The 19,596-nt window shown below is 51.5% G+C and carries 14 protein-coding genes; 7 read left to right on the top strand and 7 right to left on the bottom strand.

Features of this window, described 5'->3' with window-relative positions; translation table 11 throughout:
* Positions 1–193 precede the first annotated feature (193 nt).
* Positions 194–3,403, bottom strand: coding sequence for an alpha-mannosidase (locus RS889_RS03720; protein ID WP_315709361.1), 3,210 nt, complete (start codon positions 3,401–3,403; stop codon positions 194–196).
* A 309-nt stretch (positions 3,404–3,712) separates the two neighbouring features.
* On the opposite strand from RS889_RS03720, the gene RS889_RS03715 reads away from it, so the two are divergent.
* From RS889_RS03715 to RS889_RS03705, 3 genes are all read left to right on the top strand, one after another.
* Entirely contained in the window at positions 3,713–4,639 is a 927-nt protein-coding gene (locus RS889_RS03715) for an ROK family protein (RefSeq protein ID WP_315709360.1), read from the top strand.
* A 98-nt stretch (positions 4,640–4,737) separates the two neighbouring features.
* Positions 4,738–5,745, top strand: a complete 1,008-nt coding sequence (locus RS889_RS03710) for a LacI family DNA-binding transcriptional regulator (protein ID WP_315709359.1) — start codon at positions 4,738–4,740, stop codon at positions 5,743–5,745.
* 30 nt (positions 5,746–5,775) lie between these two features.
* Positions 5,776–6,768: an aldose epimerase family protein gene (locus RS889_RS03705; RefSeq protein WP_315709358.1), complete on the top strand. Its 993-nt coding sequence runs from the start codon at positions 5,776–5,778 to the stop codon at positions 6,766–6,768.
* Here RS889_RS03705 and RS889_RS03700 read toward each other — a convergent pair.
* Genes RS889_RS03700 through dtnK form a run of 3 tightly spaced genes read right to left on the bottom strand, consistent with a single transcriptional unit; the run spans position 6,755 to position 9,887 of the window.
* Positions 6,755–7,573, bottom strand: coding sequence for a DeoR/GlpR family DNA-binding transcription regulator (locus tag RS889_RS03700; RefSeq protein ID WP_315709357.1), 819 nt, complete (start codon positions 7,571–7,573; stop codon positions 6,755–6,757). The two genes, RS889_RS03705 and RS889_RS03700, sit on opposite strands and share 14 nt — an antisense overlap.
* 33 nt (positions 7,574–7,606) lie before the next feature.
* Entirely contained in the window at positions 7,607–8,563 is a 957-nt protein-coding gene (locus RS889_RS03695) for a D-threonate 4-phosphate dehydrogenase (RefSeq protein WP_315710909.1), read from the bottom strand.
* Between the two features lie 16 nt (positions 8,564–8,579).
* Positions 8,580–9,887 carry a D-threonate kinase gene (gene dtnK, locus RS889_RS03690; RefSeq protein WP_315709355.1) on the bottom strand — a complete coding sequence of 436 codons (1,308 nt, stop codon included), beginning with the start codon at positions 9,885–9,887 and terminating at the stop codon, positions 8,580–8,582.
* A gap of 216 nt (positions 9,888–10,103) precedes the next feature.
* Between dtnK and RS889_RS03685 the strand changes: the two genes are divergently transcribed.
* The 4 genes from RS889_RS03685 (at position 10,104) to RS889_RS03670 (ending at position 14,568) form a co-directional block, all read left to right on the top strand.
* A complete protein-coding gene (locus RS889_RS03685) occupies positions 10,104–11,240 on the top strand; it encodes an iron-containing alcohol dehydrogenase (RefSeq protein WP_315709353.1) in 1,137 nt (378 codons plus the stop codon).
* A 39-nt stretch (positions 11,241–11,279) separates the two neighbouring features.
* Complete coding sequence (locus RS889_RS03680) at positions 11,280–12,164, top strand: dihydrodipicolinate synthase family protein (RefSeq protein WP_315709351.1); 885 nt, start codon at positions 11,280–11,282, stop codon at positions 12,162–12,164.
* Positions 12,165–12,214: 50 nt separating this feature from the next.
* Positions 12,215–13,165 (top strand): phosphoglycerate dehydrogenase, encoded by a 951-nt coding sequence (locus RS889_RS03675; RefSeq protein WP_315709350.1) that lies wholly within the window; start codon positions 12,215–12,217, stop codon positions 13,163–13,165.
* A gap of 83 nt (positions 13,166–13,248) precedes the next feature.
* Positions 13,249–14,568 (top strand): MFS transporter, encoded by a 1,320-nt coding sequence (locus RS889_RS03670; RefSeq protein ID WP_315709348.1) that lies wholly within the window; start codon positions 13,249–13,251, stop codon positions 14,566–14,568.
* 254 nt (positions 14,569–14,822) lie between these two features.
* Here RS889_RS03670 and yacL read toward each other — a convergent pair whose 3' ends face one another.
* The 3 genes from yacL to RS889_RS03655 all read right to left on the bottom strand — a co-directional run bounded on the left by yacL (position 14,823) and on the right by RS889_RS03655 (position 19,554).
* A complete protein-coding gene (gene yacL / locus RS889_RS03665; RefSeq protein ID WP_021017101.1) occupies positions 14,823–15,185 on the bottom strand; it encodes a protein YacL in 363 nt (120 codons plus the stop codon).
* 132 nt (positions 15,186–15,317) lie between these two features.
* Positions 15,318–17,915 (bottom strand): bifunctional aconitate hydratase 2/2-methylisocitrate dehydratase, encoded by a 2,598-nt coding sequence (gene acnB / locus RS889_RS03660; protein WP_315709345.1) that lies wholly within the window; start codon positions 17,913–17,915, stop codon positions 15,318–15,320.
* A gap of 466 nt (positions 17,916–18,381) precedes the next feature.
* Complete coding sequence (locus tag RS889_RS03655) at positions 18,382–19,554, bottom strand: dienelactone hydrolase family protein (RefSeq protein ID WP_315709343.1); 1,173 nt, start codon at positions 19,552–19,554, stop codon at positions 18,382–18,384.
* Positions 19,555–19,596: the final 42 nt, after the last annotated feature.

Raw genomic sequence — 19,596 nt, 5'->3', positions numbered from 1 at the left:
CCTAGTGTTGGTATGACATAACGTTATTTTCTAGAGAACACTGAAACTTCAAAATGATTACTAAACAATAAATTTATAGTAAACAAAGCCAATTAACAGTAAATCAATCTCGGTCTATTCTGTGATGAAGATCGATGAAAATGGCAGCACCTTCTGGTGCCCAGACGGTTTATCACTGCGCTTCCATCTACCATTACTTGTTTTTTTCTCCCAAGCACAGCGCCAGTGTTTTAATTTCATACGGTGTGAAATGCAGGGTGATGCCCTGTTCTGCCCGCGTGTTTTGGTCTTCCATCACTTCCAGCAGATCGCACTCCGCCCACCACAACACGGGAAAAGCCGTTTTCAGCGTGACGTGCTGGCGACCACCGGCAAATTCATGTAACCGGATAATCAGCCAGTCACCCTGTTCGGCTTTTTTCAGTGCATCCAACTGGATAAAAGGATGCTCGACCTGTACCAGTGGCATGGCGGGTGCTCGCCACTCTCCCGACATCACGCTCAGTGGTTCATTCAGGTAAAATGCTTGTTGGGCCGTACCTGCGTCACGCCAGTCACCGGCATGCGGCAACAGCGAATAGGTAAAGATGTGCTCGCCACGATCGGCATGGGCATCCGGACTGACGGCAGATTTAATCAGCGTTAACTGCATCACGTTGTCCCTGATGGCATGACCGTATTTACAGTTATTCAACAGGCTGACGCCGTAACCATACTCAGATAAATCCGCCCACTGGTGAGCCACGCTTTCGAAACGGGCATAATCCCAACTGGTGTTCCAGGTGGTTGGCCGTTTTACATTACCAAACTGGATATCATAGGTAGCCTCGGTGGCGCGCACCGCCACCGGGAACGTGACCTTTAGTAGCTGGTTGTAGTCCTGCCAGTCCACATGGGTGTGGAAATCAATGCGCCGTAGTTGGCTGTACAACTGGATCTGCTGCACGATGCGGCTACGATGATAAGTCCAGATAAATTCAATCACACAACGCAGTTCACCTTGCTCCAGCACGGTGACTGATTCCAGTTCAGTGACGGATCGTTGCTTCTGGCAGTAGAAAATTTCGATATCCCAGGCGTCGTATTTCAGCGGTTTATCTTCATAAACGGTGAGAACATTACCGTAGTCCGCCAACACCTCGCGTTGATGCTGACGGTCAAAAATGCGTGTCAGATGGCCTTGTTCGTTCCAGTTAATCAGGTAAAACGGGGTTTCTACTTGCCCTTCACTCAGATTGAATGCCTTCGCCGCCACGGCATCCACCGGTGTGCTGTCGTGATACAGCGTGACACCATTGAGTGGCGCGAGATTATGTAACGCCACCAGCCAGCCATCCGGGGTACGCTGTACCGGTACGTCATTACCATCAGAGGTTTTCCAACTTCCTACGCCATTACCCGGAATAAAGGCCATATCGTCGCGTGTCCAGGCGGCGCTGTTCAACACCGTCACCGCCGCCCGGTTTACTTGTAATAATTCATGCTGACAGTCAGTCAGAACCGTCTCGGCAATATGGGTGGCCTGTTGATACTCCCGCTCGGCATCGCGGTAAACTTCAGCAATCGACGAACCGGGGATGATGTCGTGAAATTGATTACGCAGCAGGATTTTCCAGCCTTCGGTTAGCGCCGCCTGCGGATACTCTGCCCAGTCACCGCGCATCATTGCCGTCAATGCCTGTAGCCATTCAATACGGCGATACTGTAACTCAGCCTGGCGGTTGGCTTTCTTCACCTGTGCCTGACTGGTGTACGTTCCCCGGTGACTCTCGAAGTAAAGCTCGCCATCCCAAGTATGTTGATAACATTCACTTTGCTGTAGCCGGTTTTCCAGCCGCTCGAAGAAATCATCCACCCGGCCATGCTGGATGTTGGGTAACGCTGGCATTTTGTCAAAACGACGCAGCAGTTCCAGCATCACTTCCGTCGGTCCGCCGCCGCCGTCGCCAAAACCGTAAGCCAGCATCAGTTCCTGGTTTAGCGGTTTATCTTTGTAGTTATCCCATAACCCCTGTACGGATTTGGCATCCACCATGCCGTTATAAGTATAACGCGGATGTCCCTCCTCAGGGGTAGTGATGAAATGCGCCAGTACCTCACTGCCGTCAATACCGCGCCAGGTAAAAGTATCGTGTGGCATCTGATTGAATTCATTCCAACTGATCTTGGTGGTCATGAAATAGCGGATACCACTTTTTTTCAGAATCTGCGGCAATGCCCAGGAGTAACCAAACACATCCGGTAACCACAGGCATTGCGGTGTCACGCCAAATTCTTCCTGCATAAAACGACTACCCAGCAGAATCTGGCGAACAAACGATTCGCCGGACGGCAGATTGCAGTCCGCTTCCACCCACATAGCACCATCCACTTCCCAGCGCCCTTCTTGCACCCGCTGTTTAATCTGGTGATAGAGTGCCGGATAATCCTGCTTGATGTAGTCATACAACTGTGGCTGTGACTGGAAAAAAGTATATTCCGGGTAACGCTCCATCAACCGCAACACCGTGGAAAAAGACCGGGCGCATTTTTCACGGGTGTGTTTTAACTGCCAGAGAAACGCCACATCGATATGAGTGTGCCCGACACAATGTACCGTGACCGGATGCTGTTTATTTGCCTGCGGGTACTCACGCTCCAGTTGTTCAGCGGCAGCGGCAATCGATGTATAGAAACCGTCACTGCCGGGATCGCGCCAGTCAATCAGGTTGTAGGCCAGGTCGGTACAGGTCAGCAACCGAACCCGGTGCGGATCGTTATCCGGCAGGATCGCCAGCGTTTGCAGAATCCCCAGCGTGGTGTAATACAGTGTACGAGTTGGTTGATCACATAATGCAAAGCTGATGCGCTCAAAGGCACTGCCAACATGGAATGCCTGAAAATGCTTACGCACTTTGCCTTCCAGAATGCCGGACCAGATACGAAAACAGAATTCGACGGTTTGCCCAGCCAGCGAGTCCGGAATAACGACTTGAGTATGATTTTGATCGATGCCCTGAAATGGCTGCCCGTTAAGGTACAGCAAGGCCTCAAAATCCTGGCGCTGTGCACCCAGACTGAAATCGAACTCGCCGACAATCATCTGCCCCGCCCAGTCTGTCGGGAAAGTATGTCGCAGCTTCAACCATACGTAGATATCTCGTTCCCGCCATTGAAAGCCGCGCACGCAAGACTGCCAGTCGGCATCGTCAGCCGGAGGTTGTGCGCCATTAACACCTTCCCGGTCAAAGCAGATTTCAGCCTGTTCAACCTGATAATGCTCACGCAGCCGGTACTGGGCCACTTCGTCCAAACGCTGACTTAGCTTCTCTTCGGTAAAAAACATCACATTCTCACTCTGACGACGGCGCCTGACGCTGCGCTCACTGGCCTGGGAGCATTGATTACTCCATTTAAGTATCATGGATAATCATAAACATCGCAGCCTGCATTAACAGCAGGTGTTCATTTAATAGCACCCCCGTAATGTTTAGTAAACTTTGTGTTTTTAATAATGTTATTTCCGTGAGATGGTTCACACTCGCAATGTTATTTTCACGGCACATTTCTATGAAAATATATATCTTCATGAAAATAAACATATTAATGTAATGTGAGTTAATGTGAGATACGTATAAATTAAATTGTGTTTAGTAAACATTTGGCAGTAAACTTTTCTGCGTCCTATGCGGCACCTCAGCCAGTACACCGTCCCGAGCAGGAGCTAAAGAACATGTTAAGTCTGGGTATTGATATCGGTGGTTCAAAAATAGAAGCCGTGGTGCTGGATTCACACGGCGAGGTGGTTTACCGACAGCGCCATGCAACGGAAAAACACAGCTATCACGTTTTCTTTCAGCATTTGTGCACGGTCATTGATGAGACGCGCCAGGCACTTGGCGCACCTTTCAGCATTGGCATCGGTCTACCCGGCACGGTGGAAGTCAGTAACGGAAAAATCAAGAACTCCAATATCCTGGTCATCAACCAGCAACCACTGCCAGCCATGCTGGAAGCCTATGTCAAACAACCGGTCGCCATCAGCAATGACGCTAACTGTTTTACGCTATCGGAGGCGATTGACGGTGCTGGCAAAGGCTACTCCACCGTGTTCGGGGTTATTCTCGGCACCGGCTGTGGCGGTGGTATTGCGGTCAATCAACAGATTATCGATGGGCGCAATCGCAATGCTGGCGAATGGGGGCACAACGCGTTGCCGCGTTACACGCCGGATCAGGATGGCCCGCCAGTCACCTGCTACTGCGGTAAAGTTAATTGTACCGAGTCATTTATTTCCGGCACAGGTCTGGCGCAACGCTACAACTTGCAGCATAACACCGCGCTGAGCGCCGTGGAAATCATGGCTGCCGTGGAAGCGGGGAACACCGATGCTTGTGCCCATTTTGCGCTATTTCAGGATCAGTTGGCCCGTTCGCTGGCCAGTGTAGTAAACCTGCTCGACCCTGATGTGTTTGTGATAGGTGGCGGGCTTTCCAACTGCCGACCGCTCTATCATGGTCTGGAACAGCAAGTGGCCCGTCATATCTTCAGCAATACCTTCGTGACACCGATTGTCGCCGCACAACACGGCGACAGTAGTGGCGTGCGCGGCGCAGCCTGGCTGGGTCAGACACATGCAGCCGCGTGTATCGCTTTATGATACATTTTCCCAATCATTGATTATTAATCTGACCGTGAACGGTCTTATCCGACCCAAACAGGCCACTACTATCGATAAGCCGGACACTAAGGAAACGCATGACCAAGCGGATAAGAATAAGAGACATTGCCACGCAAGCAGGTGTGTCAGCAGGTGCGGTATCCCGTGCGCTGAAAGGACAACCGGGTCTGAAAGATGAAACCCGTCAACGTATTCTTACTATCGCTCAGCAACAAGGCTACGACTTTACCCGCTTACGCAGTGATAAAATCCGCCGCGTATTGTTCCTGCTGCATCGTCAACACAATATCTCCAGCGCGCTGTCTTTCTACTCACCGTTACTGCTCGGAGTGGAGAATGCCTGTCGTGAAGAAGGGATAGCGCTCAGTTTTCTGGCCCTCGGCCCGACTGATGCGATCGAAGAACAGGTGCGCCGCCATGATCCAGATGCCTTACTCTGTGCCGGTTTTTTTGAACCGGAGCTACTCGCCGTGCTGCAAAGCATGCAATTACCGCTGGCACTGATCGATCTGTGGTCCCCCAATCTACCCAGCGTTAACCCCGATAATGTGCAGGGCGGTTATCTGGCCACCCGGCACCTGATTGAACAGGGTCGTACACGTATCGCCTTTCTGGCTAGCAGTCTGGCCCATTACAGTATTCGCTTGCGTGAAAAAGGCTACCGACAGGCGCTATATGAGGCAAAACTGTTGACCCCGCCGGAATATGAGGTGATAGCTCCGCCGTTGCTGGATACCGAAACATCACTGATCAACGCGGTGGAAGAATTGCTGGCGCTTCCACAGCGGCCAGACGCCATCTTTGCCTATAATGATTCAGCGGCGCTGATTGCGATGCGAGTCTGCCAGCGACATGGTCTGAGCGTGCCGGAAGATGTCGCGGTTGTCGGTTTTGACGATATTGAAACGGCCCGGGTGTCACATCCACCATTGACGACCATCGCCATTGATAAAGCTGAGCTGGGGCGACAGGGATTGCAACTATTGCTGAATGCCGCCCCCCCCGAGGAACAACGACAGTTGGCCGTTACGCTGATCGCCAGAAAAAGTGCCGGCGAAGACCAACACGGCAACCAGACACACTGATTTATCCGTTTCCTATCATCAGGAGCCGCCATGAAAACCACTCGTTCCGTTATCCTGAACAGCCATGATGGTCTGCTTTGCGCCGAAGTCGGCAGTGCTGGTGGTATGCTGAATGCGTTAACCTTCCGGCCGGGTACGCCGCAGGCCATATCGGTACTCTATCGCGCTCACTGGCTGGATAATCCGCAAGTGTGTGCGGGTCAGCCCCCGCTGATGCATCGGCTGGCGGGAGAATGGGTCGGCGTTCCCTTCGGGCACACCGAACAGGATGATCATGGCTATTATCACCATGCCCCACATGGACTGCCGGTAAACGGCGAGTGGGAAATCACTGCGATTGAAAATAACCGGGCACAACTCAACTTCCATTTTCCACAGGATTATCCGCTGGCAGAGCTGCAACGCACCATCATGCTGGCGGAAAACGGTTGCGTAGATTTTAGTCTGACACTGATCGCCCGACGGGACTGTCGGCTGCCGGTCGGGTTGCATCCTATTTTTCCCGTGGGGGGCAATGCCGGAGAGGTGGAACTGGAGATTGACAATATGGCTCAAGGGATTGTCTATCCGCAGGCCACGGAAGCCGGAATCAGTCAGCTCAGGCCACTGGCGCTGTTTGACGATCTCACCGCCATTCCCTCATTACAGGGCCATACACTGGATATCAGTCAATTACCGTTACCATTTGCCACCGAAGAGATTGTTCAGATAAATCAGCCAGTCTCTGGCGTGACACTGCGTTATCCGCGCCGCCAGTTCTGTGTATCATTACAGTGGGATAGTGAGATACTGCCTCATTGCCTGTTATGGATCAGCAATGGCGGACGGAGTATGTCCCCGTGGGATGGAAAGAATTATTGTCTGGGTATTGAGCCGATTTGTTCCGCCTGGGATCTCGGCCCTGGCAGTCTGAAGGAGAATGCCATCAACCAAATGGGTTATCCGACGGCCTTATCTATCCGGGCTGAGCAACCGGTGACCATCTACTATCGTCTTATATGCCAGTCGCTCAACGGAAATTAACATCCACCAGTTGCAGATTAAACGGCTGCGCCTGCAATTGGCGTTGAATATCTGACGGCAATCCACTATCAGTAACGATGTCTGACAGTGTAGTCAGCGGCGACACGCAAAAAAGGGAATAGGCGCCGTACTTACTGCTGTCCGCCAGCAATACTCGTCGACTGGCATTAAGCCCCAGATCTTGTTTGATCCCTGCTTTTTCTTCCGTCGGCGTGGTAATGCCTTTTTCCAGACTCCACGAATTACAGCTGATAAACGCAATATCTGGATATACGCTGCGCAACAGACGCCGACCATGCTCGCCAATACAGGACTGACTGCTATCGTCGATACGACCACCGATGATCGTAACCTCAATCTGCTTGAATTCTGACAAAAACAATGCGATTTGCAAATCAGCGGTGATCACCCGCAACGGCAGATGCGTCAGGTTACGTGCCAATTCCAGCATGGTGGTGCCGGCATCCAGCACCACAGCGCTGCCCGGCTGTACCAGCGTGGCGGCATAACGGGCAATCGCCTGTTTTTCCGCCAGATTGCGCTGTAGTTTTTCATTAGTGGTGGGCTGGGAAGGAACAAAGCGGTTGAGCGTCACGCCGCCGTGACTACGGCTGATCACACCTTGCTCATCCAACTTTATCAGATCACGACGAATGGTCGCCGGGGAAGCATCAATGACAGCAACCAGTTCATCTACCGTCACCAGATTATGGCTTTTCAAATAATCCATAATCTGGTCCTGACGACTTTGCCCTTTAACCCTATCCCCGCTCACACGGGAAGCATCACTCAATGTTTGCCCCACGACGATATCCGTTTACTCAGTTATCCTGATGAATCAAGCCAGTTGCATAGCCAGTTTGATTGAGATGGTCATGCTCTCAGACTTCGCTTTTCCTGTCCAGGCAATATCAAACGCCGTGCCGTGGTCCGCTGAGGTGCGGATAAACGGCAGACCTGCGGTAATATTCACCCCGTCATAGAAACCCAACAGCTTGAGCGGAATATGGCCCTGATCGTGATACATCGCCACCACCATGTCATATTGACCTTCATAAGCCTGCAAATACACCGTATCCGGTGGACAAGGGCCATAGACATCAATGCCTTTCGCTCTCATCGCCTCAACCGAAGGCATGACGATATTGATTTCTTCGTCACCAAACAAGCCGTTTTCACCCGCATGTGGATTTACCCCGGCCACCGCGATACGCGGATGAGTGAAACCAACACGTTTGAGGAAAGTATCAGCCATCGCAATCACGGTTTCAACACGTTCCCGACTCAGCGTGTCGAGGAATTTCCGCAGCGCAATATGAGTGGAAACATGGATCACTTTCAGTTTGTCGGTATATAGCACCATAGCGTAATCCCGACTGTTGGTCAGCTTTGCCAGCAATTCGGTGTGCCCCGGATACAAATGCCCTGCGGAATGCAACGCCTCCTTATTCAACGGCGCGGTAGCAATCGCATAAACCTCACCAGCCATTGCCAGTTCCGTTGCCCGTTTCACGCAACGAAAAGCCAGATCACCCGACTGTGCCTGAACTTTTCCCGGTTGCAGTGCCTGTGGATTGTCCAGCGGCTCATCAATCACATTAATAATGCCAGGCGCGAACCGCGCATCAGCCGGTCGATCGATAACATTCAACTCCACATGAGGAACCACATTCAGCACCTGGATACGGCGTAACGTTTGTACACAGCCAACCACCACCGCCGGTGCGCCAGACAACGCTCCTGCGACTAACGATTTTATGATGATTTCAGGACCAATACCGGCAGGATCTCCCATCGTTACTGCAATAATTTTACTCACTCACTCTCTCCTCAATAAAACGTAAAACGTGCAGCAAGGTGGTTTCATTCCCAAACCCTCCCGCTTTAGTCATTACGGGGATATCACCGACAACACTGTCCAAAAACCGCCCCCACGGAACACAGGAGTCTATTTGCCCTTTAATCTGAAAACCGCTGGCGCCCAACGCCATTGCAACAGCAATCGCTATATCGCCACCTGATAAATAGAGCCCGCCCGGCAAGTGCTGCCTGACAATATTACGTGTCAGTTCGCCCAGAAATTGGCTGATGTTTTCCCCCAGTTGTTGACGACTTAAATGCTGTTGCTGACAGACACGGTCAATATCAAAACGTTGATGGTCGTGATAACAGGTACGAAGAAGGCAGTGTTGCCCGTGCCGAAGCGCAGACACCGCGTCATGCACCCAACGTTCGGCGTTTTCAGCCAGAGAATCTCCGAAAAATAGATTGATATCGATATCAATCAGCACCACATTCTGCTGTTGACTGGCAACAATCAGCTGTTTTTGAGCAATTTCGCTCATTGAACCGACAACGGCCAGTACGGATTGATTGACCGACGAAGAGAAACGGATCCGTTTCGCCAGTGCTTCACTCAGCCCGGCAGAACCGACCAACAAAGGCTTAAAACATAACTGGTTGGCGGCATGAATGACGTTATCAAGGTCATTCTGATTTTCTGCATCTATAATCACCAACCGAACACCACACTGTGCCAACGTCCGCAAATGTGCGGCGAGGTCAATATGACGTAATTCACTCAAATGGATCTCGGCCTGACGTAAACGACTCTGCTCAGCCAGGCGAGCGCCTACTGACGCAGAACACACCGGTGTTTTCGGGTCGCTGGCAAATTCCGTGTCGGTTAACAGACGCTCATTGACCCACACCTGTCCGTTGCGGGTAACACGGCCAAGAGACGGCGACGCAGGGACGACCAGTGCCAGTGGAATATCCGCTACCTGCAGAACCGCTTCGATTTCCGCACCTGGATTGCCACGCAGGGTCGAATCTATTTTTTTCACGATCCAGCCCCGACCACCCGCCTTCAACCAGGCACTCACTGCCTGTGCGGTAAGCGCTGACGCCGATGATGCCGAGTGCGCGCGGCTGTCAGTATTAATGACAGTCACATCGCTCAGCAAATCGCCATGCAGTTTGTTGACATCAAATAGCACATTGGTCTGGGTGCCATAGCGTGACAGCCCAACGCCCGCATCATTGGCGCCAGTGAAATCATCCGCAACGACCAATACCTGGGTTACTTCTACCTGGGTTACATCCTGCCCTTTCGGCATACCCAATCCCTGCCTTGTGATTATCTAAATTTGATTATATTAAATCACAATTGATTATATGTGATCAACATCAAATTATTAAAAATGAATTTAATCTATAAATCATCCCCACAATGTGACAATTAACGACCTGCATTGATTATAAAAAGTCATAATGACTGATAAAAATCATCAGCATTATGCTGATGTAACAGTAAAAACAGGCAAGGTAATAGCATGAATATCAACAGCACCATCATCAGTGGCCATCAGTCACTACAGGACATTCGCTACCTCTTGAATGACAAACGGCACGTACTACTGGTTACCGACAAAAACATTGTGGGATTGCCCGGTGTTCAAACGCTAATCGCGCAGATAAAGGACAACGTACCGCAACTATCTTTGATTGATAATGTACCGACTGAACCCAGCCAGCATGATGTGGAAGCAATCCTGAATCAGCTTACCGCCACCGACGTTGATGCCGTGATTGGTGTTGGCGGAGGCAGTGTACTGGATGTCGCCAAGCTGCTTTCTTTGCTGTGTGCCGGTGATACCACCATTACGCTGAAAACCTTGCTAGCCGGCATAAAACCCACCCGACGTACTGTTTCCCTGCTTATTCCCACCACAGCAGGAACCGGTTCCGAAGCCACCCCGAATGCCATTCTGGCTATCCCGGAACAAGAAACCAAAGTCGGGATCATCACTCCCGTTATGTTGCCGGATTATGTTGCTTTGGTACCAGAGTTGACCACCAGCATGCCGCCGCACATTGCCGCATCAACCGGTATTGATGCGCTGTGCCACCTGATTGAATGCTTCACCGCCACTGTCGCCAATCCGGTGGGAGACAACTATGCCTTGATAGGATTAAAGAAACTGTTCGCCAACATCGAAACGGCGGTACACGAACCGGAAAATCTGGAAGCCAGGCTCAACATGCTATGGGCCTCGTATTACGGCGGTGCAGCCATCGCGCATTCCGGCACTCACCTGGTACACGCGATGTCTTATCCCCTTGGCGGCAAATATCACATACCACATGGCGTGGCTAACGCCATTCTGCTGGCGCCCTGTATGCGTTTCGTCCAGACCGCGGCTCAGGAAAAATTTGCGCAGGCTTACGACCTGCTGCCGGACGCAGATCTGTCCCTTAGTACTTCACAGAAAGCCCAAGAGTTGGTCGCCTACTTTACCGCACTGGTGAAACGTCTGAATTTGCCGGCTTCACTGCAACAACTGGGCATCGACAAAGAGCACCTGCCCTATCTGGTGGAGTCAGCCTTACAGGTACAGCGTTTAATGAAGAACGTACCGACCACTGTCAGCGCTGACGACGTTCGCGATATCTATTTAACACTGTTTTAAGCCTTCATCTCCGGATGATAAGAACGACGAGGGGAAATAATGAATAAATGTATTACCGGCGTACTGACAGCGATTGTCACGCCATTTGACGAGCAAGGTGAATTCAGTCCTTCAGCCATGCGTCATCAGGTACGACGCCAAATGAGATACGGCAACGGAATTTTCTGTAATGGCACCAATGGTGAGTTTTTTGTATTGCACACCGATGAAAAAGTGGCGGTCACCGCAACCTGTGTCGATGAAGTGGCCGGTAACGTACCTGTGGTAGCGCATATCGGCGAAATCTCAACCCGGGAAACCATCAAGCTGGGTAACCGAATCGCCGCGCTGGGCGTCGATGCCGTCTCCGTGATCACCCCTTACTTTGTACCACTCAAACAAGAAGAGTTAATCGCCCATTACCGCGCTGTCGCGGACGCATTAACCGTACCGATATTTCTCTACAACATTCCAGCCCGTACCGGCAATACGATCCACCCTGAAACCGCCCGCATTCTAGCGAACCATCCCAATATCATCGGCATCAAAGACAGTGCCGGCAGCTATGAAAGCCTGAGTGGTTTCCTCAATGCCGTCAAAGATATACCAGGCTTTAATGTACTAAACGGCCCGGATTCCTTGATCCATCAAGGATTTATCGACGGCTGTTCGGCCTGCATTTCTGGGCTGGCCAACGTTGCTCCCGAAGCTATCAGCCAAATCTGGCAGCGTTTTCATGCCGGCAACATTGAAGGCTCGCAACTCGCCCAGGAACAGGTCAGCGAATTACGCAAAGCGCTCTATGCCATCGCCTTCTCCCCGGCAGTGGTGAAAAAGGCGCTGGCGTTGATGGGTCAGGATGTTGGCGTGAGCCGCTATCCCGTGTGTTTCAGCGCCGAAGAAGAGCAGCGTATTCGCCAGCTTGTCAATCAGTACACTCGATAAATTAGCGGCAGCGCACTGCCGCTGCCCGTGTTAACACCAGGGAAAATATAATGAAAGTGATCTGTACCTCCCCTTCTTTTGCCAAATATGATCCACAGCCGATCACTGTGTTACAGGAACAGGGTTTTGAACTGATCACCTTGCCTGCAGATGTGCAGTTAAGCACGCTGGAACCACACCTGGCTGATACTGTGGCAATGATTGTGGCGTTTACCGATGTCAATAATGATCTGCTGGATCTTGCTCCACAGTTAAAAATTATCTGCAAGCATGGCGTAGGCGTCGACAATATAGATTTACAGGCCACTCAGGCCAGAGGCATTTATGTGACTAACGTCCCGGATGCCAATAAACATGCAGTTGCCGACTTTACTTTTGCATTAATCCTCAATATGGCACGCCAAGTAATAACGGCAACGGTGGAAACCCGCGCCGGCCACTGGCCGCATATTTTTGCCGCCGATGTTTATGGAAAAACGCTGGGCATTATCGGCTTGGGGAATATTGGCAAACAGGTCGCCCTGCGAGCCAACGGTTTTAACATGCGAGTGCTGGCTTTCGATTTTTATCCCGACCAGCAGTTTGCCGCTGAATATAACATTCAGTTTGTCTCACTGGATGAGCTGACAGAGCAGAGCGATTTTATCACCCTGCATACGCCGCTGACCAAGGAGACGCACAATCTGTTTAATACCGCGCGTCTGCGCCAGATGAAAAAATCCGCTTTTTTGGTCAACGTGTCACGAGGTGGTGTGATCAGCGAAAGCGACCTTTATCAGGCGTTGGTTGACAACACCATCGCAGGTGCCGCCGCCGACGTTTTTGAGCATGAACCGCTGACTGAGCATCCGCTCTTTTCCCTGACTAATTTCATTCCCACCTCACATATCGCGGGATATACCGACGGGGCCATCAGCGCCATCAGCGCCCGTTGTGTGCAGCAAATTATTCAATGCGTGAAGCAGAAGCAGCCTCCCGTCAATGTGATGAACAATCTGTAAATAAGCCGGGGCACCTCCTCCTCCCCCGACAAAAAGCTGAACATTGATTCAACCAACGATAATCTATGTATAGGGCTACAACTATGACTTCTCATACAGGTAACACCCGTATCCGGTGGTGGATTGCAGGCCTGATGTGGTTGGCAATTGCCATTAACTATATTGACCGTACTGTGCTATCTGCCGCTGCGCCGCATCTTATTGATGAACTGAATCTGAGCCCCGAAACAATGGGCTTTATTATGGCTGCGTTTTTCTGGTCCTATGCGTTACTGCAAATTCCCGCTGGCTGGTTTGCCGATCGCTTTGGTCAGAAAAAAGGATTGGGGTTAGCCGTCACCTGGTGGTCTATTGCCACCTCAATGATGGGGCTGGCAACCGGTTTTAAATCCCTGCTGGCACTACGTCTGGCACTAGGCGTGGGTGAAGCAGCAGCTTATCCCAGTAACGCCGGGATCACCGCTCGCTGGTTCCCGGATAAAGAACGGGCCACCGTCTCCGGTCTATTCGACAGTGCGTCGAAATTTGGTGGTGCCGTGGCTATGCCACTGATCGTCTGGATGATTTACATGTTCGACTGGAGACTGACTTTTTTGATCATCGGTGCTGTCGGGCTGCTATGGGTGATTGCCTGGTACTTTATCTACTCGGAAAACCCGGAAGAACATAAGAAAATCAGTCAACAAGAAGTAAGGTTGATCCGCGATGGCCAAACCCGTAAGCATGGTGATAGAAACGTTCGTCCGATGAAGTGGTACAAATTGCTGCGCTACCGCAATATCTGGGCTATGTGCATCGGCTTCTTTACCATCAATTACACCTCCTACTTCTTTATCACTTGGTTGCCGACTTACCTGGTAAAAGATAAAGGGATGGACTTCATCAAAATGGGGATAATCGCCGCCCTGCCTCTGTTGTGCGGCATGATTATCGAAGTCATCGCTGGCTGGTCATCCGACAGAATAGTGCATAAAGAAATGTTATCACTGACTGCTACCCGCAAGCTGTTTTTGACTATCGGACTACTGATGGCGCTTTGCATTGGCTTTGCACCCTTCACCGACTCAGTATCCATGACCGTCTTCCTGTTGTGCGTGGCTAAGTCAGGCACTACAGTCGCCGCTTCTCAGGTCTGGGCTTTGCCAGGTGACGTAGCTCCCAGAAACAGCGTTTCTGTGGTCGCTGGTCTGCAAAACAGCGTTTCCAACATGGGCGGTGCGATCGGACCGATTGTAACCGGAGCCATTGTCTCCGCCACAGGATCCTTTACCTGGGCGTTAGTCTTCTCCTCCGTGTTAGTCGCCATCGGCATCCTGAACTACCTACTCCTCATGGGAAAAGTTGAGCCAATCGAGGATCCTGATGCGCCTTCAACACATCAGTTATCGATGGGAAGAGTTTGACCCATCAGCAATGGTAAGCACACAAATAATCAGAGAGTACGGTTTGTGGCTTTGACCGTACTCTCTTTCAGTATTGTCATTAACTATACCGATCGTGCGACAATAAGTGTGGTTTGTGACCCACGACCTGCAACGCTTCAACACCGACAACAGCCTACTACACTCTGCTCTGGGTGCCAGAGACTCTTGCCATTTCCCGACTGCCCAACCTTGCTAGTGAAGTTCCACTTCGCACTGTATTACTATCAGATATTTCAACTCTTTTGCACAAACGCCCGGTATTTCACAACCAGATCGAGAAAATCATCCAGCCCGCACAGCGACAGACTTTCCTCGTCGTAATAACTCATCCCTTCTTCTATCTCATCACCATCAAGTTCAAGCTGATTTGCACGAATCAAGACTTCTTCACTGTCTAACAACAAGGTGTACTCATGCCCAATATGCTGCCACTGGCGTTCACTTCCAGCGACATCACGCGCCGCATTTTCAATCTCGTCCAGGAGTGCCAACTGACTTTTTACTTCCTCATTAAACCAGTGCCCAACTGCCTCATGCCCCATCGACATTTTGACAATTACCTGACCAGTCAGATCGCGTAAAAATTCATAGTCCATGATGATTCTCCTGTGAGTACGCTATAGTCAGTGTAGCTACCAGACGGAGATGCCGTAGTGACAGCCCGCAAATTGGCAGTAAAAAAGGGAGGCCAAACGGCCTCCCTTTTATGCGGACATAACTATAACGATTTAAACGGCGGTCTGGAAGATCACTGCATCCGCTTTTTCCGTATACTGCTGTAAGTGGTCAAAATTCAGGTAACGATAGGTATCGTTCGCGGTCTTGTCCACCTGTGCCATGTAGGTCTGGTACTCTTCCGGCATCGGCAAACGGCCCAACAGCGCGGAAACCGCCGCCAGCTCCGCTGACGCCAGATAGACATTCGCATCATTACCCAAACGGTTCGGGAAGTTACGCGTTGACGTGGACACCACCGTCGCCCCTTCCGCCACCCGTGCCTGATTCCCCATGCACAGCGAACAACCGGGGATTTCAATCCGCGCGCCGCTCTTGCCAAACACGCTGTAGTAGCCTTCTTCCGTTAACTGCGCGGCATCCATCCGTGTCGGTGGCGCCACCCACAGCCGGGTCGGCAACTGACCTTTATGCTGATCCAGCAATTTCCCCGCCGCCCGGAAATGACCGATGTTGGTCATGCAGGAGCCGATGAACACTTCATCAATCTTGCTGTTCGCCACATCAGATAACAGGCGGGCGTCATCCGGATCGTTCGGCGCGCACAGAATCGGCTCTTTGACTTGCGCCAAATCGATCTCGATCACCGCGGCGTATTCCGCATCCGCATCCGCTTCCAGCAACGTCGGCTCCGACAGCCATTTTTCCATCCCCTGAATACGACGCTCCAGCGTGCGACGGTCGCCATAACCTTCGGCAATCATCCACTTCAGCAAGACGATGTTGGAGTGGAGATATTCGATGATCGGCGCCTTGTCCAGTTTGATGGTGCAACCCGCCGCCGAACGCTCGGCAGACGCATCCGCCAGTTCAAACGCCTGCTCGACCTTGAGATCCGGCAACCCTTCAATTTCCAGAATGCGGCCGGAGAAGATGTTTTTCTTGCCTTTCTTCTCGACAGTCAGCAACCCCTGCTGAATGGCGTAATAAGGGATCGCGTGCACCAGATCCCGCAGCGTGATACCCGGTTGCATTTTGCCTTTGAAACGCACCAGTACCGATTCCGGCATATCCAGCGGCATCACGCCTGTCGCCGCCGCAAACGCCACCAGCCCCGACCCCGCCGGGAAGGAAATGCCTATCGGGAAACGGGTATGCGAATCCGCCCCGGTACCGACCGTATCCGGCAGCAGCATCCGGTTCAGCCAGGAGTGGATGATACCGTCACCGGGACGCAGCGACACACCGCCACGGTTCATGATGAAATCGGGCAGCGTATGGTGTGTGGTGACATCAACCGGCTTCGGGTAGGCGGCGGTATGACAGAAGGACTGCATCACCAGATCCGCCGAGAAACCGAGGCAGGCCAAATCTTTCAGCTCGTCACGGGTCATCGGACCGGTGGTGTCCTGCGACCCCACCGACGTCATCTTCGGCTCACAATATTCGTTCGGACGAACACCGGCCACGCCACAGGCGCGCCCCACCATTTTCTGCGCCAGCGAGAAGCCTTTACTGCTGGCGGCGACCGCTTTGGCGATACGGAAGACATCGCTAAATGGCAACCCGAGCGATTCGCGGGCTTTGGTGGTCAACCCACGGCCAATAATCAACGGAATACGTCCACCGGCACGCACTTCGTCGAGTAACACGTCGGTTTTCAACTCAAAGGTCGCCAACAGCGCGTCGGTATCATGATGACGCACTTCCCCTTTGTAGGGGTAAATGTCAATCACGTCGCCCATATTCAGTTTGGCAACATCGACTTCAATCGGTAATGCGCCCGCATCTTCCATCGTGTTGAAGAAAATCGGCGCGATTTTACCCCCCAACACCACGCCACCGGCGCGTTTGTTCGGGACGTTGGGAATATCGTCTCCCATAAACCACAGCACCGAGTTGGTAGCTGATTTACGGGACGAGCCGGTTCCCACCACATCGCCCACATAGGCCAACGGGAACCCTTTCTGATCCAGCGCCTGCAACTGTTTGATGGGCCCCACCACACCGGGTTGATCCGGCTCAATGCCGTCACGGGCATTTTTCAGCATCGCCAGTGCATGCAGCGGAATGTCGGGACGGGACCAGGCATCCGGTGCCGGAGACAGGTCATCAGTGTTGGTTTCTCCCGTCACCTTGAAAACGGTCACGGTAATTTTTTCTGCCAGCGCCGGGCGGGACAGGAACCATTCGGCCTCCGCCCAGGATTGGATCACCTGTTTGGCATAGGCATTACCGGCCTTGGCTTTCTCTTCCACATCATAGAAGTTGTCAAACATCAACAGGGTGTGAGACAACGCCGTGACGGCGATGGGCGCCAGCGTGGGGTTTTCCAGCGCGTCAATCAGTGGATGAATATTGTATCCACCCTGCATGGTACCCAACAGTTCGGTGGCTTTTTCCGGCGTAATAAGGGGAGATGCAGCCTCCCCCTTGGTGATGGCGGCCAGGAAACCCGCTTTGACGTAGGCCGCCTCATCAACACCCGGCGGAACGCGATTGACTAACAGATCGACTAAAAATGCTTCTTCACCAGCGGGAGGATTCTTCAGCAATTCCACCAATGCCGCCATCTGTGCGGCGTCTAATGGTTTAGGAACGATCCCTTGTGCAGCCCGCTCGGCTACGTGCTTACGATATTCTTCTAGCACGACTTTCTCCTCGCTCTCATTGTCTTAATTAACCCGGCGCTCTGCTTCCGGTTATGATGTCCATGCCTGAATGTAAGCGTGTGGATGTAGGGTCAGAGTGTCCGGTCCAGCCTGTTGAGCATATCAGGATTTGAATTGATTGTTAATTCATTCACATAATAGCAACATTGTTTTGTTACTTAATCGATTCACGTCCCAATATGACCCTATTGTTACTGTCTGTATTGCCAGAATAGCACGTAATTTGCAGGCCGCTCTAGCATATAAAAGACAAAAGAAGTGTTTCGCTAAAAAGCAAAAGAAACTCAAAATAACAATGAGTTAAGAAAGGGATAGTTCTACTATGTCCGCAATATGGCACCACCTGGTATTGCCGCCAATGTCAGCCCTCATCATTCTGAGGACTGACTGAAAATGCAGTGTCAAACTACGCCGATATACAGAGAATTTCGCTCCAGAGAAGTGACTACTTTTTCTCCGGCATCAGCCAACGATCCAACCATTGGAAAGCCACATCCTGCTGCTCCTGATAAAACACATGCCCTAATTCCGGCCAGATACGTGTTTCCAGCTTGTCGTCGGCATGTTGTGAACGCCAGACTCGGTGCATTTTGTCATAAGCGGCTTCTACCGCGCTGACAGGGAAGAGTTTATCCTTGCCGCCGTTGAAGACTAACATCGGTTTGGGAGCGGCAATACTGGCCACATCAGGGAAATCGAAATAGGATGACAGTCCTGGATGTAGCATGTAAAACGACGACTGACCACGCAATACGTTGTTGCCTGGTGTCATCAACCCTTCGTAGGTTCCCATCCAGGAAACCGCTACTGTTGCGGCGGCTTTGTTAGACAACGCCGCCAATTGCCAGGCACGATACGCGCCCATCGAAAAACCTACGATGCCAATACGTTGCGGGTCGACCTGTTTCAGCGAGGCAAGGAAATCAAGCGTTCGCATATCTTCATACGCCATCGTTCCCGCCAGTGAACGTCCCAGATTGAAGAAATTACTGGCCAACGCCTGCTGCTGCTCATATTTCAACGGCCCACGATCACCCCAGCCAATGGCATCCACTGCCAACACCACATAACCACGCTTGGCCAGTTCGTCACCCACAAATCGGCCAGTAAAATATTTATCTGCCCATGCCTGCGCCGACGTCAATTGTGCTTCATCCCCCCATGGCTTAATCATTTTCTCTTTGCCGATATCAAACTTCGCGCCATGGTCATGCAGCAAAATCACTGCCGGATGAGGGCCAGGTGTTTTTGGGATGAGTAGCAGTCCGAGCACTCGGCTCTCGTCTGTCAGATTAAATGCCACTTTTTCAGCTTTATAACTGCCGCGATCCTGTTGATCCACCATTTGCGGATCAAACGCTTTACTGGAATCCGGCGTCAGTAACAATGCACGAACCTTATTTCGTGACTGTACTTTCCACTGACTGAAATTCTTATCGTGCCCAGACAGCCAAGAGTCTGAATAAGTCATCTGCTGCTTGAGTTGTGGATAGAACGTTGGCAACGCGTCTTCAGTAACCGCGGATGTTTGGTAATCCTTGTCGTTAGCCATCAATGAAGCACTTACCAGACACATTGTCAGCAAACAGAGGGTGTTACGTAATCGGTTCAGTTTCATTATTATTCTCACCATAAAAATAAAACAACGTTTCTTTTATAG

Origin of the sequence: Brenneria uluponensis (assembly GCF_032395385.1) — a bacterium.
GTDB lineage: Bacteria > Pseudomonadota > Gammaproteobacteria > Enterobacterales > Enterobacteriaceae > Prodigiosinella > Prodigiosinella aquatilis.
The sequence above is the reverse complement of the archived record's forward strand: the minus strand, read 5'-3'. Positions and strand labels throughout refer to the sequence as shown.

What these genes read in the sequence shown, in the direction of transcription:
- RS889_RS03720 (WP_315709361.1), bottom strand. Translation starts at nt 3,403, where the DNA reads ATGATACTTAAATGGAGTAATCAATGCTCCCAGGCCAGTGAGCGCAGC.
- RS889_RS03715 (WP_315709360.1), top strand. Translation starts at nt 3,713, where the DNA reads ATGTTAAGTCTGGGTATTGATATCGGTGGTTCAAAAATAGAAGCCGTG.
- RS889_RS03710 (WP_315709359.1), top strand. Translation starts at nt 4,738, where the DNA reads ATGACCAAGCGGATAAGAATAAGAGACATTGCCACGCAAGCAGGTGTG.
- RS889_RS03705 (WP_315709358.1), top strand. Translation starts at nt 5,776, where the DNA reads ATGAAAACCACTCGTTCCGTTATCCTGAACAGCCATGATGGTCTGCTT.
- RS889_RS03695 (WP_315710909.1), bottom strand. Translation starts at nt 8,563, where the DNA reads ATGGGAGATCCTGCCGGTATTGGTCCTGAAATCATCATAAAATCGTTA.
- dtnK (WP_315709355.1), bottom strand. Translation starts at nt 9,887, where the DNA reads ATGCCGAAAGGGCAGGATGTAACCCAGGTAGAAGTAACCCAGGTATTG.
- RS889_RS03685 (WP_315709353.1), top strand. Translation starts at nt 10,104, where the DNA reads ATGAATATCAACAGCACCATCATCAGTGGCCATCAGTCACTACAGGAC.
- RS889_RS03680 (WP_315709351.1), top strand. Translation starts at nt 11,280, where the DNA reads ATGAATAAATGTATTACCGGCGTACTGACAGCGATTGTCACGCCATTT.
- RS889_RS03675 (WP_315709350.1), top strand. Translation starts at nt 12,215, where the DNA reads ATGAAAGTGATCTGTACCTCCCCTTCTTTTGCCAAATATGATCCACAG.
- RS889_RS03670 (WP_315709348.1), top strand. Translation starts at nt 13,249, where the DNA reads ATGACTTCTCATACAGGTAACACCCGTATCCGGTGGTGGATTGCAGGC.
- yacL (WP_021017101.1), bottom strand. Translation starts at nt 15,185, where the DNA reads ATGGACTATGAATTTTTACGCGATCTGACTGGTCAGGTAATTGTCAAA.
- RS889_RS03655 (WP_315709343.1), bottom strand. Translation starts at nt 19,554, where the DNA reads ATGAAACTGAACCGATTACGTAACACCCTCTGTTTGCTGACAATGTGT.